11 protein-coding genes are annotated in these 26,894 nt (G+C 64.0%); 6 read left to right on the top strand and 5 right to left on the bottom strand.

What is annotated here, in order from left to right; genetic code table 11:
* Window positions 1–152: 152 nt before the first annotated feature.
* The 5 genes from RTP54_RS16355 to RTP54_RS16335 all read right to left on the bottom strand — a co-directional run bounded on the left by RTP54_RS16355 (window position 153) and on the right by RTP54_RS16335 (window position 16,137).
* Window positions 153–9,479: an isopeptide-forming domain-containing fimbrial protein gene (locus tag RTP54_RS16355; RefSeq protein WP_312364159.1), complete on the bottom strand. Its 9,327-nt coding sequence runs from the start codon at window positions 9,477–9,479 to the stop codon at window positions 153–155.
* A 65-nt stretch (window positions 9,480–9,544) separates the two neighbouring features.
* Window positions 9,545–11,611, bottom strand: a complete 2,067-nt coding sequence (locus RTP54_RS16350; RefSeq protein ID WP_312364157.1) for an efflux RND transporter periplasmic adaptor subunit — start codon at window positions 11,609–11,611, stop codon at window positions 9,545–9,547.
* Window positions 11,611–13,341, bottom strand: coding sequence for an efflux RND transporter periplasmic adaptor subunit (locus RTP54_RS16345; RefSeq protein ID WP_312364155.1), 1,731 nt, complete (start codon window positions 13,339–13,341; stop codon window positions 11,611–11,613). The genes RTP54_RS16350 and RTP54_RS16345 overlap by 1 nt, the downstream gene beginning before the upstream one ends.
* A 32-nt stretch (window positions 13,342–13,373) precedes the next feature.
* Entirely contained in the window at window positions 13,374–14,231 is an 858-nt protein-coding gene (locus tag RTP54_RS16340) for an efflux RND transporter periplasmic adaptor subunit (protein ID WP_312364154.1), read from the bottom strand.
* Window positions 14,206–16,137 carry a TolC family protein gene (locus RTP54_RS16335; RefSeq protein ID WP_312364152.1) on the bottom strand — a complete coding sequence of 644 codons (1,932 nt, stop codon included), beginning with the start codon at window positions 16,135–16,137 and terminating at the stop codon, window positions 14,206–14,208. The genes RTP54_RS16340 and RTP54_RS16335 overlap by 26 nt, the downstream gene beginning before the upstream one ends.
* Before the next feature lie 500 nt (window positions 16,138–16,637).
* Between RTP54_RS16335 and bcsN the strand changes: the two genes are divergently transcribed.
* The 6 genes from bcsN to RTP54_RS16305 all read left to right on the top strand — a co-directional run bounded on the left by bcsN (window position 16,638) and on the right by RTP54_RS16305 (window position 26,890).
* Entirely contained in the window at window positions 16,638–17,540 is a 903-nt protein-coding gene (gene bcsN / locus RTP54_RS16330; RefSeq protein WP_112817762.1) for a cellulose biosynthesis protein BcsN, read from the top strand.
* A gap of 112 nt (window positions 17,541–17,652) precedes the next feature.
* Complete coding sequence (gene bcsA / locus RTP54_RS16325; protein ID WP_162703382.1) at window positions 17,653–19,833, top strand: UDP-forming cellulose synthase catalytic subunit; 2,181 nt, start codon at window positions 17,653–17,655, stop codon at window positions 19,831–19,833.
* Window positions 19,830–22,187 (top strand): cellulose biosynthesis cyclic di-GMP-binding regulatory protein BcsB, encoded by a 2,358-nt coding sequence (locus RTP54_RS16320; protein WP_312364147.1) that lies wholly within the window; start codon window positions 19,830–19,832, stop codon window positions 22,185–22,187. The genes bcsA and RTP54_RS16320 overlap by 4 nt, the downstream gene beginning before the upstream one ends.
* Entirely contained in the window at window positions 22,184–23,239 is a 1,056-nt protein-coding gene (locus RTP54_RS16315) for a glycosyl hydrolase family 8 (RefSeq protein WP_112833035.1), read from the top strand. Before RTP54_RS16320 ends, RTP54_RS16315 begins: the two co-directional genes overlap by 4 nt.
* Window positions 23,236–25,443 carry a cellulose synthase gene (locus RTP54_RS16310; RefSeq protein ID WP_312364145.1) on the top strand — a complete coding sequence of 736 codons (2,208 nt, stop codon included), beginning with the start codon at window positions 23,236–23,238 and terminating at the stop codon, window positions 25,441–25,443. Before RTP54_RS16315 ends, RTP54_RS16310 begins: the two co-directional genes overlap by 4 nt.
* 283 nt (window positions 25,444–25,726) lie before the next feature.
* Window positions 25,727–26,890 carry an isovaleryl-CoA dehydrogenase gene (locus tag RTP54_RS16305; RefSeq protein ID WP_112807961.1) on the top strand — a complete coding sequence of 388 codons (1,164 nt, stop codon included), beginning with the start codon at window positions 25,727–25,729 and terminating at the stop codon, window positions 26,888–26,890.
* Window positions 26,891–26,894 lie beyond the last annotated feature (4 nt).

The following is a 26,894-nucleotide window of genomic DNA, read 5'->3' as shown; positions in this document are numbered from 1 at the left end:
CACGCCGTATTCACGGATGGAAAATACGACATGTCTCATCATGCGGCGCAGCGCTGACGTCATCCAGAGCAGAGCGAAATGACGCAAAGGGCTTCGGCGCGGCGGTGACCGCGCCCACCCGGTGTGGTTGCCGGATCGCAGCCTCATCGACGCTATTGCATCGTTATCCCTGCCGCTCCAATCCTGTTGAAGTTGATGAACCGCCGCGACGTCAGGGCATAGGGATCTTCGCTGGCGGCAATCTGGGCTTGGAGAACTGCATCGCTGCCGCCGTCGCTGACGCTGAAAAGGTCGAAGCGGCGCTGGAACGCGATCGGTGAATCGCCGCCGGGATTGTAGAAGACGTTGTTGGCATCGAGCGCGCCGAGGCTGGTCAGCACCGGCGGCGCCGTCGTGATGATCGCCGAGATCGGTCCGCGCCCGCGCATGTCGGGCATGGTGATGATCCACTCGCCGCTGGCAGACGTCAGCGCCGATCCGAGCTCGACGCGGCGACCGTCCGGCGCGATCAGAGTGACCGAGACATAGGAGCCGACGGCGGCGCGGCCGGTCAGCATCGGCGAGATGTAGAGAAGGTCGTCTTCTTCCTCCTCGAACCTGTCGATGTCGTCGCGCCGCAATATGGCATCGATTTCCGCCGGATCGATCCCGGGGGTGAACCGGTCGAGGTGGATATCGAAATTGTTGAAGATGTTGGCGTCCTGGCCTCGGGTTCCGTCCGAAGTGATGACGACGAGGTTGACGGTGTGCTGGAGGTCGTTCGAAGGCGGGAAGATCACCTCGACGACCATGGTGAGCATGCGCGGGCCCGCGCCGGCCTCAAGCGTGCCGAGGTCCCAGACGACCTGGCCGCTCGCCGCGTCATAGACGCCGCCGTCGCTGGCGCTGACGAAGCGGAAGAGACGCGGATCGACGAAGTCGACCACACGCACCCCGTCGGCCATGAACCGGCCGACATTGCTGACGGTGATCTGATAGCTGACGATATCGCCGGGCGTGACTTCCTCGACGTCGTTGGTCTTTGTCACCACCAGGTCCGGATAGATCAGCTGATCGGTGTGGCTGTCGGTGTTGTTTTCTGGGGTCGGGTCCTCGCCGCCGAGGCCGTTGTCCTCGATGAGGATGTTGTTGGTCGTCTGATCTATAAAGGCGGGCAGACCCGGCTTGACCTGCAGCGTCATGGTGAGCGTCAATACGCCGTCGTCGGGTGACAGCGTATTGAACTGCCAGATCACTCTGCCGGTTGCCGCGTCGAAGGTGCCGCCGTTGCTGGCCGACACGAAGTCGAAGACACGGGTGTCGATGAAGTCGATGACCTCCACCTGCGCGGCGACGCGGTTGCCGACGTTCTGTGCCGTGATGGTGAAGACCACGGTTTCGCTGCCGCCGGTCTCCTCGACAGCGTTGGTCTTGGTGACGACCAGATCCGGGGCGGTGCCGATCGGCGCGATCGTTGCGGTGTCGGTGTTGTTTTCAGGCGTCGGGTCCGGCTGGTCGAGCGTGGCAGTTGCCGTATTGATGAGGAAGAACCGGTCCGGCCCGTCTGTCGTGATCGGCGACAGCGGATCGTCGAGGCGCGCTATCAGCGTGATGATGCGCGTCTGACCCTCGTCCATCGTGCCAAGGTCGATGCTGAACTGCCGGGTGGCCGGATCGACGCTGAACGCGGTGGGCACACCGTCGACCGTGACCGTCAACAGGGTGATATCAACCGGAAGCGTATCCGTCAGCACCACGTTTCTTGCCTGCTCGATGCTGCCGGCGCTGACATTGGGCGCGCCAGTGTTCAGCACCTGGATCGTGTAGCTGAAGATCTGGCCGGGCGCGACGAGCGATAGCGACGCGTCCTTGATGACCTGGAGGTCAGGGCCGGCGATCGTCACGGTCGCGTCGTCGTTGGTGACATAATCGCGTTGTTCGTCGGGCGTGTCTGTGCCCGGCACCGTGTCGTATTCGACGGTCGCAACATTGGTGGATGCCTCGCCATTGGCCGCGGCGATGTTCTGCGCGATCGCGTCGAAACTGATCTGCAGCACGGCGCCGACGGGAAGCACGGGCACGGTGATGCGGAAGCCGCTGCCGACGATTTCGACGATCGGAGCCGGCAGCCCCGCACCGTTGACGATGACGGCGGTGAGCGATGCCGGATCGAGCAGCAGGAAGGGGTCGCCGAACGGATCCGACACGACCACATCGAAGGCATCTACGGCCGAACCAGGCGCATGCGCGACGGTGATCGTATAGCCGACGCTTTCGCCGATCGCGACGAACGGCGCGTTGACGGCCTTGTCGATGGTCAGCTGTGGCTCGACAACGGTGACCGTTGCCGTGGCTGTATCCGTTGCGCCGTGGTCGGAGGTCAAGGTTACGGTGTTTGCGAGGTTGGCGCCGTTGATGACGTTGACGGCGTCGTTCTCGATGACGACCCTATAGGTGATATCGACATAGTCGTTGGTCGCATCGTTGTCGCCGGGATTGACGACGGTGCCGAGCGGGATGATCAGGACGTTGTTCGCGTCGACGGTCACGTTTGCTGGATCGAAGGAGAGCGTCGCGCCGGAATTGCCGGCGACGACGACGATCGAACCGGGGATGTAGCGCTGGCCGGCCGGCAGGATATCGCTCAGGAGCAGGCCGAGCGTCGTTCCCTCCGCAAGATTGACGCGCAAACGGAAGGTGACGATCTCGCCGACCACCACGTTGGTGCCCGGGGATTGGGCAACGCTGGTATCGACCACGGCCTTGTCGACAGATACCGGGAAGGCGCTGGCCGTTACGGTCACCGTATCCTGCCCGACATAGTTGTTGAGCACGACGTTGTCGGGCCCGGGTCCGTCAGCGCCGGTTCGCTCGTCCGGATTGGTGCCGGCAAGCGAGGTCCAGCGCACATCGGCATTGTTGGTGATCACGTCGTTGGGTTGGATCGTGTCGGAGGCGACCACCGAATAGACGACGCGCACGAAGTCGCCGACGGCGATCGTCATGCCCGATCCGTTGAGTTGCTGGCCGTTGCCCGAGATCGTGAAGGTCCCCACGACATTGCCGGCGCTGTCGAAGGCGGTTGCCACGGTGAACCGGGCATTGGCGGTAAGCGTGTCGACGAACGTCACGTCATGGGCGGTCGACAGACCGTCATTGGTCAAAAGCACTTCGAACTGCATGACGTCGCCGGCGTCGACGGGGACGTTCGGGGTTAGCAGCTGCTTGTCGACGACCAGGTGCGGCTCGATGATGCCGATCGCCTCTACCCCGCCGGCAAGGGAGACGTCGTCGGCCCGACCGACGACGACGTTGATCAGGTTTTGTCCCTGCTGGTTCGAAAGAACGTTTTCGACGACGGCCTGGTAAACGATACGGATCGTGTCGTTGTTTGCCGCGTTGGGTGCGGGATCGCCGGGGTTGACGATGTTGGAGCCGGGTGCCGCATCGTTGTCGAGTTCGAAGGTCAGGATCGTGTAGCCGAGCGCGTCGACCGTCACCACCGGGTTGCGGATCGACACCAGCGCGCCGGCAAAGCCGACATTGGCGATCGCCAACGTGCTCAGGTCGATGCGAAGTCCGGGCACCAGCACGTCGATGATGGCGACGTTCTTCAGCGTGCCTTCGAAGACCTTGACGTCGATGATGTAGTCGACCCGTTCGCCGATCGTGAACAGCAGATCCGGCCCGGCGACGTTTTTCTCGACCGCGAAGGTGTCGGCGGTGACCACCGAGCTCTGCGCCGAACTGATATAGGTGTTGGCGTCGAAGGTCAGCGTGCCGATGCGCTCGCCATCCAGTGCGCCGGGGTTGACCTGCCCGTCGAGCGAACTCCAGTCGCCTTCGACGAGATTGGTCAGCGTCTGTCGCGGCCCGATCGTGTCCTCCATTTCCACCTGGTAGACGAGCGTGAAGGTCGCGCCGAGCGGGATGTCGAGGTTTGCTCCGGGCAGCGAGAAGACGCTCGTCGCGTTGAAGCCGATCTGCGCGCTGACATTCACGCCGTTGATGCTGGCACTGACGATGCCGATGACGCGTTGGCCCGCCGGCATCGTGTCGCGGAAGGCGTATTCGTAGGCGTTTGCCGTCGAGGAGACGCCGTGCGCGACGCTGACCGTGAAGGTCAGGATGTCGCCGGCATCGACTGGGCCCGGCGCATCATTGGTCTTGAGGGTGGTCAGTTGCGGCTCGACGATCCTGACGTCGACCGTATCCGTCCGGGTTGGCTCGAAATCGGAGGTGAAGGTCGCCGTGTTGACCTTGACCATGCCGTTGGCGTTGTCGAACACGTTCAGCACCTGCACGCGGAAGGTGACGCGGATGAAGTCGTTGTTCGGGTTGTTGTCGCCCGTGGTTGTGATGTCGGCGAGATCGAGCGTGAGCGTCTGCACGCCATTCGTGGTCACGAAGGTGGCGCTGTCGATCACGAGCGCATTGCCGTTGCCGTCGACGGCGAGGCCGCTGCCCGGAACGAAGACGAAGCCGCGCGGAAGGATGTCGACCAGGCGCGGGTTGACCGTCAGCCCCTCGATCAGCGGCACGGTGATCGTGTAGGAAATCTCCTCGCCGATCGTATAGGTCGTCCTGTCGCTGGTTTTGACGACCGGTCCGGGTTGGGCGATGGTTACCGTCGCGGTCGTCTGGAAGGCGTAGTTGTCGAGCAACAACTGGTCTGTCCTCGGCCCGCCATCGGAGCCGTCGCGGCGTTCGCTCACGGACCCGGGTATGTTCTGCTCGGTGGAGGGATCCACGCCGTCGACCACGTCGATGTCGGGCAGTGACTTGTAGGTGAGATCGACGGTGTTGCTCAGAACCTGGCCCGAGACGACATTCGCCGCCACGGTCGCCTGGTAGCTGATGGTGACCACCTGGCCAAGACCCAGGTCGAAGCCGTTGACCAGCACGCGATTGTTGGCGAGATCAAGGGTTACGTCGCTCAGTTGCAGCGGATCGAGCCCGAAGGCGGGAGTTCCGCCCTGGATCGTCACCGAGCCGTTGATCAGGATCATGCCCGGGGGCAGCTGGTCGCGAAGGTCGAGCTCGAAGCCGTCGGCGGTCGAGGTGCCGTTGTGGCGGATCGTCAGCGTATAGGTGACGACATCGCCGGCGTCGGTCGTCGAGTCGGGTGTCGTGGCGGTCTTGACAACATCGATCGCCGGCTCACGGATGGTAACGACGGCATTCACCGATGGAACGACAAAAACCGGATCGTCGCCGACCGTAAACGTCACCGCACTGCCGTTGGTGTGGACGTCGCCGTCGTCGGTCTCAAGGACGTTCATGACCTGCGCGCGCAGGACGATGACGATGATTTCATCTTCCGCGTTGGCCCCACCGTTGTTGAGGATGGTACCGAAGTCGAACTGCATGCGGCTGTCGATGCCGTTGCCATCCGGATCGGTTATCGAGAACTGCGGCGTGCCGGACAATTGCAGTGCGCTGCCGACGAACCAGCGGTCGATGCCGAGGATCTTGATCACGCCTTGCGAACCCGGATCCGTCAGGAAGTCGGTATCGTCATAGACGACGACATTGCCCGATGTCCCGCGCGGGATCGGCACGCGGATCTCATAGATCAGGATCTCGCCGACGAGGACGTTCGGATCGGTATCGGCGATATAGCCGGGATCGGTCGGCAAGAGATTTTCCGTGCCGCCATAGGACGTGTTGATCAGGGTCTTGGTGATCTGCGGCGCCAGGATCGTCAGCGTATCGGTGCCGGTCACCTGTTCGAAGCGGCGCTCGTTGGGGTCGACCCCGGGCAGCGAGGTATAGCCGCCATCGGGGATAACAGCGACGTTGGGCAACGTGCTGCCCGTGGCGATCGCCGGATCGACGCGCATGGCGAAGTTGAGCACCAGCCGTTCACCCGGTGCGATCGCAAAGTTGGGGTTGGTGTCAGCGACCGTGATGATCCAGAAGCCGTTGACGCTATCCTGCGTGATCGTCACATTCACCAGCGCCGTATTGACGGCGCCGGTTCCGGTCTTAGACGTCAGCACGAGGCTCGTGAACCAGTCGAGCGGCAGGTCGTCGTCGGTCATCTGCAGACCGAAGGATGTCGTGCTGGTGGCGGCCGAAGAGTTCTGCACCGTCAGCCGCATCTGTATGAGCTGGCCACCCTGGGCGACGTCGGGCAGGAATTCCTTGACGATCGAAAGGCTGGGTTCGACGATATCGACCGGCGCCTGAGCCGGTGCCGTCGGCAGCGTCGTCGGCGTGTCGAGCACGGCGGAATTGGTGACCGTCACGCCCGCCTGCAGGGCCGGGTCGTCACTGGCGCGCAGCTGGTACTCGATGACGAAGGTCTGGCCCGCGAGCACGGTGCCGGGTCCGGCATTCGCCGTGACATTGCTAAAATTGAAGGTCAGCACGTTGCCCGAAAGCGTGTAGCTGAGCGCCGCGCCGTCGGCCAGCAGACCGCCTTGCGCGACCGTCCCGTCGAAGGTCACGGTCTGGCCGGCGGCGTTGACGAAGGTCAGGCGCAGGATCGGCGTGCCGACGAGCACCATGCCTTGGGGCAGGGTATCCGTGACGGTTGCCGGCGTGTCGCCATCCGGAAAGGTAACGGCAACCTGAAACGTCGCGATTTCGCCGATCGTCAGGTCGTTGCCGGAGGTAAAGGGCTGGTCGGTTGCGATCAGCCGCTTGCCGATCGTTACCCCTTGTGTGACCAGCGCCACCTGGTCGGTAAACTGGCCATCGACCCCTGCGGTAAAGTCGGCGCCGCCTTCGTTGGCGGCGTAGGACACGAGTTCCGCGGCATTTTGAACGGTGATCCCCGGGTCGATGGTGTCGTCGGCGATCAACTGGTAGGTGATGATGATGATGTTGCGGCCGTCATTGGCGCCGTCGGCTGCAATCGAACCGGTTCCAGGGCTGTCCGATATCAGCAATCCGCCCGGGCCGAACAGATCGCCGCTGAAGGATGCGACCGCCGTGCCATCGCCATACCGCACATCAAGCTGCAGCACGGCGCCGGGTGGAATGATGAAGCCGGGCGGGAGCTGATCCCTGATCAGGATATCGAAGGCGTCCTGACCGCCGGTGTTCTGGATCACGATCGCGAACTTCACGGTGTCGCCGGCATCGATGCCGGAGAGGTCGCTGGTGATCGGCGTGGCCAGCAGGTCGGCGCTGGTCAAGGGCGAGGTCGTGCTGAAACCCGGCGTGCCAACCGCGAACGTCAGTTTCGACGGTCCGACGGCCGAGGGATTGAAGGCGAGCGAATTGTCGACGGCGCCGTTGGCGTTGGTCGCGACCACGCCCTTGGTCAGCGACAGCACCGGCTGGCGCAGGATGATCTGGCCGATCGTGTTCTGCTCGAGAACGATCGTGTTCTGACTGTCGCCGGTCTGGATAACGGCCTGGTTGACCAGCAGCAGGCCATCGGCGAATGGCTGGTCGGTGGCGACCACGGTATAGAGCAGATCGATGATGCCGCCGACATTCGCGTCCTCGGCGAAATTTTGAAACGCCATGCGCAGAGCATTGGTCAGATCGTTGGTGGAGACCGAGGGGGCGCCCGCGACCCTGCCCGCGCCCGTCAGGGTGTCGTCCGGTCCGCGGATGATGGTGTAGGCGACGGGCACGCCGCCCTGTGTATCGACAAAGGTGAAGCCGTTGCTGTTCTGCTGACCGCTGCTGTTGGGGTCGACGTCATAGACGGGCAGCGGCAGATAGTCGGTGATGACGAGGTCGTTGACGTTGTCGCTCGTGAGCACGATGCGGATCCGGTAGGTGACGAGGTCGCCGGGCGACACGGTCCCCGGATTGCCGACCGTGCCATTGACCGCATAGACGGATTTCTGCGGCGCCGGAGCTGGCACGGTGACGCTGCTTTGCGAGCCGTCCGGATCCGCTGCTCCGCCGCCGGGCACTGCGCTGTTCGCCGTCATGTTGATGCTGTTGGACAACTGGTCGTTGACGACGACCGCGCCGCGGGTCGTGACGCGGTAGTTTTCCTCGATCCGCGCGAAATAGACGAGCGTCAGCGTGGTTGCGCCCTGTTGCGGGTCGCCGTTGAAGAGATCGCCCACCAATCGTTCGTCATAGCCGTGGTTGCGCAGGGCATTGCCGACCAGGAAGGTCAAGGTTTCGGTTCCGTTTGCCTGGAACGCCGTCTGAATTTCGGGTGCATCGCCCGGCAGCACGACCCGTCGCAGGTCGATCAGGATCACCTGGCCGTTCTGCACCAGTTGCAGCACGGGGATGTGTTCCAGGCTGGCATTGTCGGTCGTATCGAAGGTCAACCCGTCCGACAGCACGTCGTTCATGATCACCGACTGGAAGGCCTGATAGTCGGAGATGTCGACTTCGACCTGGTAGCGCAGGAACTTGCCGGGAACCGGCGGGCCGCCGCCTTCCACGGCGACCGTTTTCAGAACCGTGTAGGGACGGATGATGATGTCGACGCTGTCCTGAAGGTCGCCGGCCGTCGTACCGTCGACCGGGATGCCGTTGTACATGGCATCCGCGCTGGCATTGTTGGTGGCAATCGCGATATGCGGGTTCAAGGGGTCGATGATCTCGACGCCCGCCGCATCGCGCTCGGGAACATAGGCCGACAGGGTGATGACGATATCGCCGGTGCCGGCTCTGCCGACGACACTGGCAAAGGACCATTCGGCCGTCGTTACCGTGTCGAGGCCGGGGATGCCTTGCGGCGTGCCTCCGACGCCCGGCGCGATGGCGCTGGTTGCGGCCGCAGTCGTGGTGGCGTTCAGGAAAAACAGGTTGGTCGGCAACAGATCCCTGACGTTGACGTTGCTGACCGTGATGTTGGTCGCGACGTCGATCGAGATCGTGTAGGTGAACGGGAAGTTCGGTCCTTGCGCCGTCTCGCCTTCCGGCAGTTGCACGGCTTTTTCCAGCCGCATGACGATCGGCGTAATCGCATCGGAACTGGTGCCGCCCTGCTGGATTGGCGCGTCGGTCGTCGGATTGTCGAGCGCGTCGGCGCCGAACTGGAAGCCGGCGCGTGCGGTTATGTCGATCGGATCGCCGGGCACGGCGCCCGGTTCGATGCCGTCTGGGCTTTCGGCAAGCGTGGCGGTGAAATCGAGGCGGGCGACCGGCTGGTCCGGCGCGTAGCTGCCGAACGGCACGAGAATGTTGATCCAGGTCTGGCCGATTTCCGTGCCGGTGGGCGGGGCCATGTTGGCGCCGAGCGGATGCGCGGAGACGACGTTGCCGCCCGCATCGACCCAGTTGGCGCCGTCCCATGTGCCGACGGTCTGGGCCGTGACGGGTGTGCCAAGATAGGTCACGCTGTTGATGTCGACGCCGGGCTCGACGGTGACGTCGACGAACGGGCCGTAGCCGATATCCGCCGGAGCGGTCGAGGTATTATCGAAATTGACGGCGAACGAGAAGCTGTCGTTGATCAGTTCCTGGTCGGGCAGGTCGACGACGGTCGCCTCGGGCGTGGCATTGAGCAACACCCTGTCTTCGAGGCGGCGGATACGCGGTGTGTAGGACTGTCCACGATTGTAAAACATTGCCATATCCCTTGCCGTCATGTCCAGGGGTTCACGCAATTCCATAGTGGCAGGCGCATGCTAGCTCAGGTTCGGGGCTTTGCCCATTGTGGCAGGTGTCCCAGGTTAACATTCTCCAACCATTCACGGATCGAACTGCCGGCCGTCTTCCACCGGACGCCTGATGTGAGCGTGCCGGGCACGCCGGCAAGCCAGCCGTCGGGCTTCGTCTTGGGCGCGAAACGCGAGCTGAAGCGAACATCGGCGAGCTTGTGGTCCTTCTGCCGAAGGTCGATCGCCAGCGGACCGCCGCCTTCTGCGGTGATCGCCGGTGGCGGCAGCGCATTGCTGGCGACGGGATCGAGCCGCGTGAGGGAAATCGGAACGGCAGGCGCGGCAAAGCCGATCGAGCGAAAGCTGAGATCGGATCCGTTCGCATGCAACATCTCGACATCGGCTGGCCGCAACCAGACCCGGACCTCGAGCTGAGACGGCTCGCCGATTTCGCCGATCAGTTCGCCCCGTGCGACCCAGCGACCTGCCAGTGCATCAATATCCTTGCCGAACAGAATGCCGGCGCGCGGTGCTGTAACCTTCAGCCCGGCAAGCCGTGTTTGCGTGTCGGCGATCTCCTCCTCCATCGCGGACAGGGCTTGTCGCGCGCCCTGTTGCGCGGCCGGATCGGCCAGGCTCTGTGCCCGTGCGAGGAGAATGCGCGTCCCGTCGCGACGGGCGATCAATCGGCGATGGTCGGCGTCGAGCGATGGATTGGCAAGGGTGATGAGCGGCGTTCCGGGCGTAACCATGTCGCCCGTGCTGACGCCGATATCCGTGACCATCCCCGCACTTGTCGCTCGGATCTGCTGGGCGTCGCGGTAGGCGATGATGCCAGGCGCCGAGATCCAGGTCGGAAGCGGCAGGAACCACAAAAACACGATCGCGGCGGCAGTGGCGGCGATGCGCAACGCCAGCGGTCTCGGATTGCCCCGCTGCACGCCCCAAAGCGAACGCGCAAAGCCTAGGAGGGGAGCGACCACCATGCTCCAGACGACCACGGCGCCCAGAACGAGGCCGAAGCCGAACGCGAGATGGGTGGCGACGATCGTCAAGGTGGTGGCGGCGACGACGCGCCAGACCATGGCAAGCCAGCCATAGAGCTCGATCCACCGGCTTTCGGCGATCCGCGGCCGTAGCCCGGATAACAGGAAGATGGCCCTGTCGCGCGTTGCCGACATGCCGCGCTGGTAGAGGTTGGACACGCCGAACAGGTCGACCAGCGCATAATAACCGTCGTATCGCATCAGCGGATTGGCATTGAACACCAGCGTGCTGACGGTGGTGGCGACGATGAGCGACTGCAGGAACGCGCGCCACAATCCATGCTCGGCGCCGGACCACAGCAGGACCGCGGCCGCGCCAAGCGCAAGTTCGCCCATGATGCCGGCGGCGGTGATGTGCAGCCGTCGCCACCGGCCCGTTACGCGCCACGCGCCGGTGACGTCGACATAGGCGCCGAGCGGCAGGAACAGGATGAACAGGATGCCGACTTCGCGAACCTCGACGCCGTAGAGCCGGGCAACGACGCCATGCTGAAACTCGTGCCACGCTTTGCTGACCACCCACGCCACCCAGAGCATGATGACCATGTCGGGGCTAAAAAGCGTGCCGAGCTCAAGGCGGAAGCTCGACCAGTGCCCGACCAGCTCGGCAAGTCCGGCGATGAGCAGCGCCGACCAGGCGATCAGGCCGACCGGACCGTAGAGCCAGCGCAACCGCATGGCGCAGGTCGCAAAGAAGCGATCCCAGGCTCCGAGCCGGATGCGCTGGGAGATCAGGCCAATCCGCCTTGCCCCTGTTTTCGTCGGTGTGGCGGCGTCGGAGCCAACAAGCAGTCCGTGCCGGCGCAGTTCGTCGACGAGCGAGGGAACGTCGGAGGGCGTGATCGCAATGCCCGGCAGGTCGAGCCTGAGGCTCGCAAGCGCTTCCTCGGCGGTGCGCGTGCCGGTGAGCATCCGCGCGAAGGCGGCGGTTTCGTGATCTGTCTCGCAGAAAGTGCCGCCTAGCGGGTCCTCGATGATCACAGCCGAGCGAGCGCCTTCGTCGCGATAGACGAAGCGCAACTCCGGCCGCAGCTGAGGGAGTTCGCCACTCATCAGCGCCACCACCGCCTGAGCGCGATCCACGCATCGCGAAAGAGAATGTCGCCGAGGCGTGACGTGCCGGTGGGGAGAACGACGACGCCCCGCTGCCCGGGGCGCAGCGCATTGCCCGGGTTGTCGATGGCGGCGCGAAGCGGGAGCACGGTCCGCCCACCGATCGTTTCGGCTTCGGGCGCTGCGGTGAACTGCGCGATCCCGATGGCGTTGGCGGCGGCGCCGTCCATATAGAGCGCCGCCTTGGAAACACCCTCCATGCGCGCCAGGCTCTCGACCGGAACATCGAAGCGCACGCGGACACGCGCTAGCGGGGCGATCTCTGCGATCACATCGCCTTCGCGCACCGGCGCGCCGGCCGATTGTTCAAGCGGGCTTGCAAGCACCACGCCGTCGACCGGTGCCTTGAGCTCCAGACTGGCCAATTGCCAGTCCAGAAGGTCGCGCTCGGCCGCAGCCGCCTCGCCCTCGTTTCTCGCCAGCTCCGCTTCGGTGACACGTTTCTCGCGAATGGCGGCATCGCGCCGCCGGAACGCTTCTTCCGCCTTCGCGGCCGCCGTGTTGCGCGCAAGCGCCAGCGCTTCACCTTCGAGTGTGGCAATCGTATCGCCGGCAGTGACCACGTCGCCGGGCTTGACCTTCGCCTCTCTGAGGACACCGCTGAAACTCGCCGATACGAAGTTTCTGCTTTCCGGTTCGAGTTCGGCTTCGGCGCGGATGCGGTCGGGAACCGGAATGAACAGGGCCGCCGCCACGACCGCGAGTGCGAGGGCCGTCAGCATTGTCTTTTTGCTCGGGCGCCGGCTCGTCCTTTCGCGTCTGAGCGGTGATGCGCCGGAAAAAGGCGCAAGGAGGGCTTGGACGACCCGCCAGCCTTCGGCATCGAGTGCCGCAAAGACGGGGTCCGGCTCGACGAGGATCAGGACCGACCGCCGCCGCCGCTGTTCATCGCCCATGGGCAGCGCCACCACCGTGGACGCCGACAGCTGGTGGGCGAGCGTGTCGTTTTCGTTGGCCGCGGCGCGCTCGATAATCGGCCGCCCGAGGGCCGTCGCGCGCGCAATCAGCTGCGTGGCCGCGCCATGGGCCGGGGTGTCTGGACGCATGGTCGATTTTGGCGCCGTGGCAAGGATGGCGCCGCCGTTGTCGGACAACAGGACCAGCCGCGCGCCGAAGGCGGAGGCAAGCCGGGTGGCGAGATCGTCGGCTTGCCCGCTGGTGGCCTCTTCGAGTGTCCCCATCAGGCGCGACAACGTCGAGACGAGCGGCGCTTCGCGCGGGCTCCTGGCCGTGTTCATGGCCAGCGCCGCCAGTTCCAGCGTCGTTTTCACGGATGACAGGTTTTTCTCCGACCCAGCCTTGATTGCGGCGATGACGCTTCGACCGTCGACGAGTGGGGTTGCCAGGAGAATGGCCGCCGGCACGGCGCGCGAAGGTTCTGTCCGCGCTCTGGACGTCCGCAAGACCTCGCTGGCCGCCATCCGAAACTCGTTTCCGATCACCAGGTGGGCGGCGCGGTGCCGTGCGTCGAGGGCGAGGTCGCGCACGGCAAGCGAGCCGTCTCGCTCGGTCACGAATGCGACGGCGTCGGCATCCAGCAATTCGGCGAGTGCGGTCAGAATTCCGGACTGGATGTGTTCGGGCGTCCCCTTGCCGCCGGCAAGTTCGGCCGCAAGGGCCTGCAGGCGTCGATGCGCCGAAGTCGCGTCCGTGGCGTTCGGCCCGGTCATCGCCGGTATCTCCTCCTGCGGCGGGACGTGCTTCATCGCAGCGCCGTTCGGATGGGCAGGTTGATGACGATGCGCTCGCCGCTCAGGAGCCTGTAGTCAGGGTTGGCGATTTCGATGCCGATCCGCCGCAGGCCGGTTGGCGCGTCGATCTCGGAGCCGACGTCGCGGACCTGCGCCTTGAGCACGCGCCCTTCGCGCGCAAGCCTCACGTCGAGCGCCGTGCCGGCGCTGATATCGCCGAAGCAGGCGACGGGTACGAAGAAGTCGGCGTTCAGCGTTTCCAGTTTCAACAGGGTGACGAGCCGCGCATCTCCGCCGGCGCCCGCAAGCTCCGATTGCTTTCGATGGATCGCGCTCACCACGCCGTCAAACGGCGCTTTGATATCGAGCAGTGAGAGGTGCGCGACAGCGCTTGCAAGCGCCAGTTCTGCGGTACGGCGCTCATCGAGAACGGCCTCGACCTCCGCTTCCGCGACCTGCAGTTCGGCGCGCGCCTCGATGATTTCGAGCGGACGGACCGCTCTTGATTTCTCGAGCTTGGCGACTTCCGTCATCTTGCGGCGTGCAAGGTCCCGCCGCGCCTCGGCGATCGCGATCCGGCCATTGGCGAGAGCCCGCACGCGCGCGCTGTCGACCTCGCCCTGAGCGATCGTCTTGTCGAGTTCGGCAAGCACGTCGCCGGCGGACACCCGTTGCCCCACTTCGGCGCGCATTGTCGCCACGATGCCGGGTTCACGCGCAGCCACTTCGACCGTGGCCGCCGGCTCGGTAAACCCTTCGACGTGCTGCAGATTGCAGTCTTCCGCCATCGCCGCACCGGCCAGTGCGGTCGCCAACGCCACGCCGATCAGTCGCGCGACGTGCCTATTGTTGCGGCACCTTGTTGCCATTGCTTTTCCCGGACGCTGAACTCTTGCTGCGGATCGCCTGCGGGTCGGTCAGAATGTCCTTGCTTGCCGCACCGTCAGTGGGCTGCTTGCCGTTCTTTTTGGTGACCTTGATATAGTCGAGGTCGCCCGAGGCAACGCGCTTGGCCTCGATTCCGCGCACGGTCAGCATTGTACCGGCGGCGCGCTCGAGTGCATAGAGGGCCAGGTTATAGGTCACCGCCGACTCCATCAGCCGCTCTTCGGCCTGGGTCCGGTCTTCAAGCCCCGAAATGAGGGTTGCAAGAAAGGCGCTGCCGCTTTCAAGGCCCTCATCGGCCCGGGCCTGGAGCGCACCGATCTCGGTATTGACGGCTGTCAGCTCGGCCTCGCGGGCGCGCATCTCCTCATAGGCGCTGCGCACCTCGCGTACCGCCACCTGCGCTTCGAGGAGCACCGTGTCGCTGACATTGCGCAGTTGCGACGTGAGCTGGCGCTTTTCTATCCGCCGACGTTCGTGCAAGGCGCGTTCGCTGGTGTTGCCAAGCGGGACTTTCAAACGGACGCCGACATCGACGTCCACGTCGGTCTGGCCGAACTGGTCATCCCAGGCATCGCCATAATGATAGTTGCCGGAAAGGCCACTGTTGGAGAGCCCCGCGTAGAGATCGAGACCCGGAAGCAGGTTGTTCTTTGCCACCTTTTCCTGCAGCTCGGCGCTGCGCAATTGCAACGCCACTGCCTTCAGCTCCGGACGGTTTTGGATCGCCAGCAGTGCCACGTCTTCGAGCGGCACGTCGACGAACTTCTTCAGCGGGCGTTGCGACGGGATGATCTCGACGTTGTCGCCGAACAGCGACTTGTCGCTGAGCAGTGCCGACAGGCGCGCCTCGCTGTTGTCGACGCCGGTTCGGGCGCGGATGATCGATGCCTCTGCCCGCTTGATCGCGGCGGTTGCCTGTTCGGCTTCGCCGGCGAGCGTGTCCAGTCCCGTGCGCGCCGAGATCCGGCCCGAAACATTCCGCAGCTCGCCGACAAGCCTTTGTCGCTGCAGCACGCGGCTGCGTTCGGCGTAAAGGGTCCAGTAGGACCTGACCACTTCCGAGAACTGGTCCTCGATCTGGCGCTGGAAGTCGGCAACGCTGCGGTCCCGCTCGAGGCGCGCAAGCCGCATCGGAGCCGAGTTGACATCGACGCCGGCGCCCTTCAGCAGCGGCTGGCGCAACTCCAGGCGCAATTTGGCGTCGGCCTGGTCCTTGGGAACGAAGAACTGAGAATTGCTGTCGCGCCGTCCGAGGCGCTGCGAGAGCCTGAGCTCGCCGCCGGTGATGAGGGGTTGGCCAAGGCCGAACTCGACGGACGCTTCGTCCTCGTCGAGTGTCGTTGGCGCTGTCGACGACGTTCCGGTTTCCAGAAGGCTCGAGCGTGGTGTCTGGCTGTTCTTGACGTTGCCGTCGGCGAAAGCATAGGTGTCGAACCGACCCTCGGCTTCCGTCACGACGGTCTCGCGGATCAAGGGAATATCAGACGACGCCGCCAGCTGGTTGGAGTTATCCAGCATCCGGTTGAGAAGGTCGTCGATCTGGACATTGACGGTCTTGGCGCGAGGCGACTGCCGCGCGGACATCGCCTTTTCCCAGTAGGCGCCGGCAGAAACCTTGCCGATCGCAAGACCTTCCACCATCGGCGGGACCCGGGCATTGCCGGCCATCGTCGTTTCGGTCGAGCGCACGACCTTGCCGTCCTTGTCGGTGGTGTGGCTGCCCAGTTCGCCCTCCGCGGAGGTTACGAACCGCCGATACTCCTGCTGGACGCTGCGGGCGATTTCGCTATTCGGATTGACGTTGTCTACGATGTCTGTGGTGCAGGACGCCAGAAGAGCGAGGCAGCTGCCATGAACGATGGAGGATTTGACGGGAAGAAACGCCAAGTACAGTCGACGGAAGCCCAATTGCCTGATCACCATCAAACGGAATCCATCATGAATTCGTCCCCCGATCTCCCAATGTGCCGACGATGGTGTTTGCGCCTAGGGGGGTCAACCCTTAAATCTTAGGGAAGATTAATGAAGGGCTACATTTAGGAGTGTTGTCTCATTTTTGCCCATCTCGCGGGAAACACAGGAATTGTCCGCGAGAATTACTGTCGCCAATTGCAACTTCAGGGCACAGTGGCGAATGCGTCGCCCATCGTTGTCGATTGGCCGGTGATGCGCATGGTGACCTATCGCTTATCGGCTTGGCATTCAGCTGACTGGCGCAGGACCGCTCGCGCCCACCAGCCGGCGAGCCTCAAAAAACAATCCCCCATCGTTCGCGGGTTTGCGAATTTGCCTGAATCAACTAATGCTCCGGTATGGCAGGACGATTTTTCAGCAAGCGATTCGGCACATCGGACGAATGCCCGAAGGGCGGCGTTCGTCTGAGAGGCATGGCCTCGCTGGCATTTGTATTTGCCGCAGTCGCGCTGGTTTCCGGCTGCGCGACGCAGGACGATGTCGGCACGCCGACCAACGCGAAAATCGTTCCGGCGGAGACCGCATTGGTCCTGCCGCCGCCGGGCGGCCCAGCCGTTTTGAACGTGGTCGAACGCCGGCGGACCAACGCGATCGAACAGGATATCTACCTCTATACCTCGGCTTCGACGCCAGGCCAGAACGTCCTGCGGGTCCAGTTTTTCGGGCCGATGGAGCCAAGGTTCGACCAGCAGAAGTCGAGCGGCTACGTCGCTGTCAGAAGCTCGGAGATGATGCGCCAGGCCCGCCGTGCGCTGCCCGGCGTTGCGCTGGCCCAGTCGTCCGATTTCCTGCAGAACAATTACGGCCCGTTCGGATATGCCTATGGCCGTGGTCACGGCGGCGATGGCTGCATTTTCGCCTGGCAGCAGATCCGCGGCGCCGAAAATCACCGTTCGCCGCTCAAGGGCTATGGCACCATCCAGATCCGTTTGCGCTATTGCGCAACCGGTGCAAGCGAAACCGAACTTCTGGCGCCCGTCTACAACTACACGATCGTCGGTTCGTTCGGCGACCCCGCCTGGAACCCCTACGGCGCACCGCCGCCGCTGGAGGCGGGTATCGGCCGGGTTGGCAGCCCGATCTACCGCCGGGAACCCGCGCCCACCGATATCCGTCCGGCAACCGTCGTGACGGCACCGGCACCCGCCCGGCGCGCGGTTCGTGTCGAACAGCCGGTGCGTCAGCAACCGGCGGCCGTTCCGGCAACGTCGAACGCCGTCCGATTGCCGGAGCCCGGTGGAACGGTAAAAGCCGCGCCGAGCGTGATCGTGCCTCCGCCGGCCTGCGATACGCAGGCGGGAGGCGTTTGTCCTTAATCAGCTCCTAACCATCATTTGGTAGTTGCTGGTATCGGGTTTGCAAAAACCCCGATGAAAATGCGTTACGCGATACCAGTGGCATGACGCCGAATGCTGGGAGGCAATGTGTATGAACAAGATCGGTCCGGTAGTCGCTTGGGCGTTTTTCTCCCTTTGCGTCATGGCCGTCATCACCTTGCCGGTCAATCTTCAGACCCAGCTGATCGTGAGCGTCCTGGTCGTCACCTTCATGGCGATCCTCAAAATCATCAAGGCGGAAGGCCGCTGGCGCCTGATCGCGCTCGCCTTCGGCACGGCGATCGTGCTGCGCTATGTCTACTGGCGCACGACCAGCACCCTGCCGCCGCTGAACCAGCCTGAAAATTTCATCCCCGGCTTCCTGCTCTATCTCGCGGAAATGTACAGCGTGATGATGCTGTCGTTGAGCTTGTTCGTCGTGGCCATGCCGCTGCCGCCGCGAAAGGCCAAGGCCGTTTCGCCCGGAAATTTTCCGAAGGTCGACGTGTTCGTTCCCTCCTACAACGAAGACGCGGAGTTGCTGGCCAATACGCTCGCTGCCGCCAAGGGCATGGATTATCCGGCCGACAAGCTGCAGGTCTGGCTGCTCGACGACGGCGGCACCCAGCAGAAACGCTATTCGATGAACCTGGTGGAGGCGCAGCGAGCCTCGGCCCGTCATGTCCAGTTGCAGGCGCTCTGCGAGGATCTCGGCGTGCGCTACCTCACCCGCGAGCGCAACGAGCATGCCAAGGCTGGCAACCTCAACAACGGGATGCTGCATTCGGACGGCGAATTGATTGCCGTCTTCGACGCCGACCACGCTCCAGCCCGTGACTTCCTGCTGGAAACGGTCGGCTATTTCGAAAACGATCCGAAGCTCTTCCTGGTGCAGACGCCGCACTTCTTCCTCAACCCCGATCCGCTCGAGCGCAACCTGCGCACGTTCGAGAAGATGCCGAGCGAGAACGAAATGTTCTACGGCATCATCCAGCGCGGCCTCGACAAGTGGAATGCTGCGTTCTTTTGCGGCTCGGCTGCGGTTCTGCGCCGCAAGGCACTCGAAGACACCGAGGGCTTCAGCGGGATGAGCATCACCGAGGACTGCGAAACGGCGCTGGCGCTGCACGGGCGCGGCTGGAACAGCATCTATGTCGACCGGCCGCTGATCGCCGGGTTGCAGCCGGCGACGTTTGCCAGCTTCATCGGCCAGCGCAGCCGCTGGGCCCAGGGCATGATGCAGATCCTCCTGTTCCGGTTTCCGCTGTTCAAGCGCGGCCTGTCGATCCCGCAGCGGCTTTGCTACATGTCGTCGACGCTGTTCTGGCTGTTCCCGGTGTCGCGCACGATCTTTCTGTTCGCACCGCTGTTCTACCTGTTCTTCGATCTGGAGATCTTCACCGCATCCGGCGGCGAGTTCCTCGCCTACACGCTCGCCTACATGATGGTGAACCTGATGATGCAGAACTATCTCTACGGCGCCTTCCGCTGGCCGTGGATTTCCGAGCTCTACGAATACGCCCAGACCGTGCATCTGCTGCCGGCCGTCATCTCCGTGCTGATGCGCCCGAGCCGGCCGACCTTCAAGGTGACCGCCAAGGATGAATCCATCCAGGAGAGCCGCCTGTCGGAAATCAGCCGGCCCTTCTTCGTCATCTTCGCAGTGCTTTTCATCGCGCTTCTGATGACCGTCTACCGTGTCTATACCGAGCCCTACAAGGCGGACGTCACCCTGGTTGTGGGCGGGTGGAACCTCCTCAATCTGATCATGGCGGGTTGCGCGCTCGGCGTCGTTTCGGAGCGCGGCGAAAAGGCGGCCTCGCGACGCGTCAAGGTCAGCAGGCGCTGCGAATTCGGCGTTGCCGACCAATGGTACCCCGCCACCATCGAGGATGTTTCGGCCAATGGCGCGCGCGTCCAGGTCTATGGCGTCGATGCCGCAACGCTGCCGGTCGACACGGACGGGCTGATCCGCTTCGAGCCCTATAGCGGCGACGGCACGTCGGAGACCCTGCCCGTTGCGATCAAGAACAAGGAGATCGCCGGCGATATCACTACGCTCGGCTGTCGCTATCTGCCACAGGTCGCGCGTCACCATAGTCTGGTGGCTGACTTGATCTTTGCCAATTCCCAGCAGTGGAGCGAATTCCAGAAGCGGCGGCGCGGAAATCCCGGACTGTTGGCGGGGACGGCCTGGTTCCTGTGGCTCGCCTTCTACCAGATGAGCCGGGGGCTGATCTATTTCGCCCGCAGCATGCGCCCCTCGGACGCCCAGTCGGAGACGTCGCGATGAACCGGGCGCTCACTGCTTGTCTCGCAGTGCTCCTCGCTGCAACGACACAATCCTTCGCCCAGTCGAACCCGTTCGATATGTCGCGGGAACGCCCGGCGGCCGACCCCGCGATCGAACTTCCGCCGCAAGCGGACGGTGCCGGTGACGACCAGCCGGCCGCCGAGCCGAAGGTTGATGGCGAAGCTGCCGCGGCGACAGGCGGCGCGGGCGATGGCTTCAGCCGATACATCGTGCCCTTCGACGCGCTGTCGCTCACGGGCGAGGTCGACGAGCGCACGTGGTCGATCTATCTGACGCCGTCCCAGGCGCAGTCGGGCGCCACGCTGAAATTCGGCTATCAGAATGCGATCGTGATCGCGCCGGAGGCCTCGGCCCTTTCGGTCTTCGTAAACGGGGAGCTCGTCGGAGAGGGGCCCATCAAGGCGTCCGATACGGCCGAGTTGCGCAGCTACGAGCTGCCGGCTGGGTTGCTGCGTGCCGGCTCCAACGATATCCGGTTCCGGGTGCAGCAACGTCACCGCACCGATTGCACGATCGAATCCACCTACGAGCTGTGGACCGAGATCGTGCCCGACACGGCCGTCATCACCTTCGCGAACGCCGAAAGCGCTGTTCTTTCGAGCGTCGACGACATCCGCGCCGTCGGCCTCGACGACAAGGGGCATACGACGTTCAACCTCGTTGTTCCGGGGATGCAGCAGCCGAGCCGCGCGGCGGGCCTGATGCGGTTGGCGCAGGGCCTGGCGCTGCGGGGCCACATGCCGGCACAAAGGATCGTTTTCAGCGAAAGCCTGCCGGAGTTGGGCAAGCCGGGGCAGTTGACCGTGGTCGCTGGCACCGTCGACGAGCTGTCGCCGTTGTTGCCCTCGTTGCCGGATGGCGCTGCCGGAGGGTCTGTCGCGGCCTTTGTTCGCGATGGCAAGACAAACGCGCCCGTGCTGGTACTGAGCGGCCCGGACTGGCCGGCGGTGCAGTCGGCGATCGAGGCCGTCGCCGAGCCGATGGACCGACCGAGCGACGTCCCGCGCGATGTCGTCAATACCGAGCGCTGGCTCTTGCCGGAAACGCCCGTGATCCCCGGCAACAAGCGGCTGCGGTTCTCGGAGCTGGGGATCGAGACCCGCGAGTTCACCGGGCGCCGCTTTCGATCGAAATTCTCCGTGGCTGTGCCATCGGATTTTTACGCCGATGCCTATGGTGAGGCGACGATCCTGCTCGACGCCGCCTACACCGAAACGGTTCGTCCCGGTAGCCGGATCGACATTTACGTCAATGGCAATATCGCCTCGACGGTCCCGTTCGATTCGGCCACCGGCGGCATTCTGCGCCATCTGCCGATCAACGTGACGATGCGCCATTTCAAGCCTGGGCCGAACCTGATCGAGCTTGAGGCCGTGTTGATGACGGAGCAGGACAAGGTCTGCGCGCCCGGCGCGCCGGCCTCGACCGATGCGCGTTTTGCGATGTTCGATACCTCGGAACTCCATATTCCCGACTTTGCTCGGATTGGCCGCCGCCCCAATCTTGCGGCGACTTCCGGTGCCGCCGCACCCTATCGCAACAGCGTCGGCACGATACCGCTGTTCATCGACCGGGCGGATACAGACACCCTGTCGGCCGCGGCCACGTTCCTCGCCCGCATGGCCGTTGCCGGCGGTCGCCCGCTCGCGGTCGAGATGATCGCTTCGCCGCTTGCCGCCGGCGCGCGCAATGCGTTGTTCGTCGGCACCTTGCCTGAACTGCCGAAGACCGTGCTCACGCAGGTCGGCATCGATCCCAGCCGCCAGATGTCGTGGGGCAGTGCCCAGGCCGTCGGGCGCGGCGCAGACACACAAAAGGCGATCGACGAATGGCAGACGCGGTTGAGCGGCGGCGCCTGGCGCACGCAGATGACGGCGCTTCAGGACTGGGTGAAACAGGAGTTTGACATCTCGCTGAGCTCGCTGCGCATTCTGCCCGAGGAACAGGGCGTGTTTGCGCCGCCGGAAACGGCATCATTGCTCGTGGCTCAAGGGGCAAATCCGACGGATGACGCCACATGGACGCTAGTCGCCGCGCCGAATGCCAGGCTGCTGAACGATGGCGTCGCGGCCCTTGCCGATATCAACCAATGGCAGCAGATCGCCGGTCATATCTCGACTTATGAGCCGGCAACCGGATCCGTCAAGGTCGTGCCGATCACCAATTTCAACTTCGTCGAGACAAGGCCCGCATCGATCGGCAACTATCGACTGATTGTCGCCAACTGGCTGTCGAGCAACATCCTGTTTTATGCCGTGCTACTGGTGACCCTGTCGGTTCTTCTCGGTCTGGCAACGGCGTCGATGCTCAGCCGATTGGGGCGGCGCCAATGACATGGCGCTCGGTTTTGCTCCTCGCCCTTGGTCTTGTCGTTGCGCTTCCGCAAGGACATGCAAAGGCTGAGGGACGGAGCGGGACCGTCAGTGCGGAGGACTGGCAGAGCTACAAGGCAAAATTTCTCGACCCGGGCGGGCGCATCGTCGATGACGGCAATGGCGGTATCAGCCACAGCGAGGGGCAGGGCTATGGCCTGCTGCTGGCGGTGCTTGCCGACAGTTCGGCCGATTTCGAGTTGATCTGGTCCTTTACCCGGCGCGAACTGCTGCTGCGTAACGACGGGCTCGCAGCCTGGAAGTGGAGCCCGAGCGAAAAGCCGCATGTGATCGACATCAACAATGCGACCGATGGCGACATCCTGATCGCATATGCCTTGACGCTGGCCGGCGAGCGCTGGAAGCGCAAGGACTATCTCGCCGCGGCTGCGAAGATAGCGAAATCCATTCTGGACGAGACCGTGGCCGAATATGGCGGGCGCACGCTGCTTTTGCCGGGCGTCGCCGGCTTTTCTGCCGGTGATCGCGATGATGGCCCTGTCGTTAACCCCTCCTATTGGGTTTTCGAGGCTTTCCCCGTCCTCAACCGTGTGGCACCTTCACCGAAGTGGAAAGCGCTTCAGGATGGGGGGCAGGCCATGCTCGATGCGTTGCAGTTCGGGCCGCGCAAGATGCCGGCCGATTGGGTCAGCGCCAGGACCCGCCTCAAACCGGCCCAGGGGTTTCCGGTCGAGTTCGGCTACAACGCTTTGCGCATCCCACTCTACCTCGTTCGCGCCGGTAGCGACGACACCGCGCTGTTGTCGCGTTTGCGTGAGGGCATGCTCGGGGAAGACGGCGATCTGCTCCTCAGCGACGTGGCGACGGGGAGCGTTCGAGCCACGCTGAACGACCCCGGTTATCAATTTGTTAACCATATTCTGGCCTGTGTCATCGAGCGGGTTCCGTTGCCCGAACGCGTCAAGGTGTTCAGCCCGACGCAATATTATCCTTCGACACTGCACCTTCTCGGGTTGTCTTATGCGAAGGAGAAGCGTCCGGAGTGTCTATGAAGTCCTCAACCGTTGTCATCGCCGGCATCATGTTCACGGCGGTCGGGATTGCCGGTTTTGCCGACGACGGACTTCTGCGCAGAAATTTGGGGACTGCCTCCGGGGCTTCCGGGGCAAGCGAGGGTGTTCAAGAGGCGTCGTTCGGCCTTGTCGACAAGGGGGCGAGGAGCACCGTTCCCGAGTATCAGCAGGTCGCGCAGAACACCCAGCAGCCGGCCGCAGGGACGACGCGCCCGCAGGCGGCCGCACCTGTTGTCGACGAATCGGCGCTCAGGTACTTCGCCAGCAAGGGCGATACGGCCCGGTTGCAGGCAGAGATCTCGCGGCTGAGGGCACTTTATCCCGATTGGACCCCGCCGAAGGACCCACTTGCCGTCCCGCGCAACAAGGATGTCCAGCTCGAAACGATGTGGCAGCTCTATTCGGAGGGACGCTACGCAGAGGTGCGAAAGGCGATCGCAGAGCGCCAGACCGCGGAAACGGGCTGGAAACCACCTGCAGATCTGCTTGAGCGGCTGAATGTCGCCGAAGCCCGGGCGAGGCTGGTCAACGCTTCCGATCTCAAGCAGTACGAGACCGTCATCGAGGTGGCCGCCGGTACGCCGAGCCTGCTCACCTGCTCGGAGGTCGACGTGCTGTGGCGGGTGGCGGATGCATTCGTACAGACGGATCGGCCCGATCGCGCGCGTGATGCCTATCTCTACGTCTTGAAGAATTGCGAAAGCGCCCCGGAAAGACTGGCGACGGTACAAAAGGCCGTTTCCGGCCTGCCTTACGATATGGCGCAGGAACTGCTGGCGTTCGAGCGGACGGCTCCAGGCGGCGTTGCCGAGTTCGAAAGCCTGCGCGACGACCTGGCGCGGCGTTTCGTTGCCGAAGGCGACGGCGACGGCAAGCTCGCGGTCGATGCCAAATACATCCAGCGGCTGGAGCGGCTGGTCGAAACCGAGGGACTGGCGAGCGACGCCTTGCTTCTGGGCTGGTATCAGCTTCGCCGGGACAACATGGCGGCCGCCGAACAATGGTTCCGCCGCGCCCACGACAAGGAGGATTCGGCTTCCGCATCGCAGGGACTGGCGCTGACCCTGATCGCGCGCAAGGCCCACGAGGATGCGGAAAAGGTGCTCTATCCCTGGCGCGACGCATCGCAGGATGCCAAGGCAACCTATTTCGCCGCCACCGCAAACCTGCTGGCGATCGAGCCGCCGGTGGCGCTCAGCGAAGAGGTCTTGGCCCGGATAGCCCAGGAAACCACCAAGGGACGCGATCCCGCCACCGCCCAGCAGTTCGGCTGGTATGCGCGTGCGATGGAACAACCGGCGACGGCCGCACAGTGGTTTACAACCGCGCTTCGCTGGAAGCCCGACGACGAACCCTCTGCCTATGGACTGGCCCTCAGCCTCAACCAGCTCGGTGATACCGCGGGCGTGGTTGAAATCCAGCGACAATGGGCGGGGCGCTCCGAGCGCATCGCCCGCCTCGGCGAGACCGAAGAGGAGCGGCGCGACGCCATCGCCCGGCAGCAACAGCCGCCGGTGCGGGAGCCTGTGCCGGCAACGGCGGTGCAGCGAACGGAGCCCGTGGTGGTCACCCGGCAACCTGCTCCGCAAACCACCACCCGCTATGTGACAGAGCAGCCGGTCGCCGTGGCGCGCCAACCGCAAAGGACAGTGCGAAGCGCGACGGGATGCCGGACGAGCATCAACCCGGCACAGCTATCGCCGCAGGCGGCACTGAACAGAGGTTGGTGCCTGATGGATCTGAACCGGCCGCTGGAAGCGGCCGAAGCCTTCGAGGTTGCGCTGCAGGCACCGGCATCGCAGATGCGCGAGGATGCGGCTTACGGGCAGAGCCTCGCCTATCTCAGAGCCGGCCTGACCAACAAGGCCGCCGTTGCCGCCACGAGGTCCAAGCAAAGCCGAGGCCGCGTCGAGGAGTTGCAGAGCGCGATCCTTGCCGATCGCGCGATCGCCGCCTTCGACGCCAAACGCTACCGTGAAACGTTGATCTTCCTCGATCAGCTCGGGCAGATCTCGACCCAGCGGACGGACCTGATGGTGTTGCGCGGCTACGCCTACCTCAATCTCAAGCGCTACGCCGAGGCGCGGCGCATTTTCGAAGCGGTTGCCGCCACCGGCAATCGCGACGCGCAGCGCGCGCTTGCCGACGTCAGCAAGGCGCAGGAAATCTGGCCGAACAAATAAACGCGGCAAGCGCCAATCCGTCGTGATGTGGCGGCCGCCTTGCGGCTGAGCTGCAAAGAGCGCTGCGCGCAGTGGATGCATCGCCAACCGCTTCCAAACTTTGCAGATCGTGCTTTGCGCATTTCCTCTTTGGAAGGAAATTAGCAAGGCGCGGTGCTATCGTCGCTCGACATCGCGGCATTGATATCATTGCAATCGCCGCCTTGCGCGTAGAGGATGGAGCGCAGACGAGCCGGTTGGTGGTGAGGAGATCGCCGACGGGGTCGAGGGGAGGAGACGAGAGATGTTTCAAGGCGGATTGAGCTTCGCGCTCGGCGAGGACATTGAAGCGTTGCGCGACAGCGTGCGGCGTTTCGCGACCGAGCGCATAGCACCGCTGGCGGACGAGACCGACCGCAGCAACGCGTTCCCGACGCCGCTCTGGCGCGAGATGGGCGATCTCGGTCTGCTCGGCATCACCGCGGACGAAGCCTATGGCGGGGCTGGAATGGGCTATCTCGCCCATTGCGTCGCCATGGAAGAAATCAGCCGGGCGTCCGCATCGGTGGGTTTGAGCTACGGCGCGCACTCCAATCTCTGCGTCAACCAGATCAGCCGCAACGGCAGCGAGGCGCAGAAGGCACGCTACCTGCCCAAGCTGATCTCGGGCGAACATGTCGGCGCGCTCGCCATGTCCGAGCCGGGCGCCGGCTCCGATGTCGTTTCGATGTCGCTGCGCGCCGAAAAGCGCGGTGACGCTTACGTCCTCAACGGCGGCAAGATGTGGATCACCAACGGCCCGGATGCGGATGTGCTGGTCGTCTACGCCAAGACCGATCCCGGCGCTGGCCCGCGCGGGATTACCGCATTCCTGGTCGAAAAGGGCTTTGCCGGGTTCTCGACCGGCCAGAAGCTCGACAAGCTCGGCATGCGCGGCTCCAACACCTGCGAGCTGATCTTCCGCGATTGCGAAGTGCCGGCGGAAAACATTCTCGGCAGCGAGGGCGGTGGCGTGCGGGTGCTGATGTCCGGCCTCGACTATGAACGCGTCGTCCTGTCCGCCGGACCGCTCGGCATCATGGCCGCCTGTCTGGATGTCGTCGTCCCCTATCTGCACGAGCGCAAGCAGTTCGGTCAGGCGATCGGGGAATTCCAGCTGATGCAGGGCAAGCTTGCCGACATGTACGTGACGGCAAATGCGGCGCGGGCCTATGTCTATGCCGTGGCGGCCGCCTGCGATCGTGGTGAGACCACGCGCAAGGATGCGGCCGGATGCATCCTCTATGCGGCCGAGAAGGCGACGGCGCTGGCGCTCGAAGCCATTCAAGCGCTCGGCGGCAATGGCTATACGAACGACTACCCGGCCGGCCGGCTGCTGCGCGACGCAAAGCTCTATGAGATCGGTGCCGGCACCAGCGAAATCCGCCGTATGCTGATCGGCCGCGAACTGTTCACCGAGACCAGATAGCGTC

This window comes from Ensifer sp., from assembly GCF_031989085.1.
In the GTDB taxonomy this organism is placed as follows: domain Bacteria; phylum Pseudomonadota; class Alphaproteobacteria; order Rhizobiales; family Rhizobiaceae; genus Ensifer.
Note: the sequence above shows the minus strand (reverse complement) of the source record. Positions and strands in the feature narration are given on the sequence as shown.

What these genes read in the sequence shown, in the direction of transcription:
- RTP54_RS16315 (WP_112833035.1), top strand. Translation starts at nt 22,184, where the DNA reads ATGACATGGCGCTCGGTTTTGCTCCTCGCCCTTGGTCTTGTCGTTGCG.
- RTP54_RS16355 (WP_312364159.1), bottom strand. Translation starts at nt 9,479, where the DNA reads ATGTTTTACAATCGTGGACAGTCCTACACACCGCGTATCCGCCGCCTC.
- RTP54_RS16350 (WP_312364157.1), bottom strand. Translation starts at nt 11,611, where the DNA reads ATGAGTGGCGAACTCCCTCAGCTGCGGCCGGAGTTGCGCTTCGTCTAT.
- RTP54_RS16345 (WP_312364155.1), bottom strand. Translation starts at nt 13,341, where the DNA reads ATGACCGGGCCGAACGCCACGGACGCGACTTCGGCGCATCGACGCCTG.
- bcsN (WP_112817762.1), top strand. Translation starts at nt 16,638, where the DNA reads ATGGCCTCGCTGGCATTTGTATTTGCCGCAGTCGCGCTGGTTTCCGGC.
- bcsA (WP_162703382.1), top strand. Translation starts at nt 17,653, where the DNA reads ATGAACAAGATCGGTCCGGTAGTCGCTTGGGCGTTTTTCTCCCTTTGC.
- RTP54_RS16320 (WP_312364147.1), top strand. Translation starts at nt 19,830, where the DNA reads ATGAACCGGGCGCTCACTGCTTGTCTCGCAGTGCTCCTCGCTGCAACG.
- RTP54_RS16340 (WP_312364154.1), bottom strand. Translation starts at nt 14,231, where the DNA reads ATGGCAACAAGGTGCCGCAACAATAGGCACGTCGCGCGACTGATCGGC.
- RTP54_RS16310 (WP_312364145.1), top strand. Translation starts at nt 23,236, where the DNA reads ATGAAGTCCTCAACCGTTGTCATCGCCGGCATCATGTTCACGGCGGTC.
- RTP54_RS16305 (WP_112807961.1), top strand. Translation starts at nt 25,727, where the DNA reads ATGTTTCAAGGCGGATTGAGCTTCGCGCTCGGCGAGGACATTGAAGCG.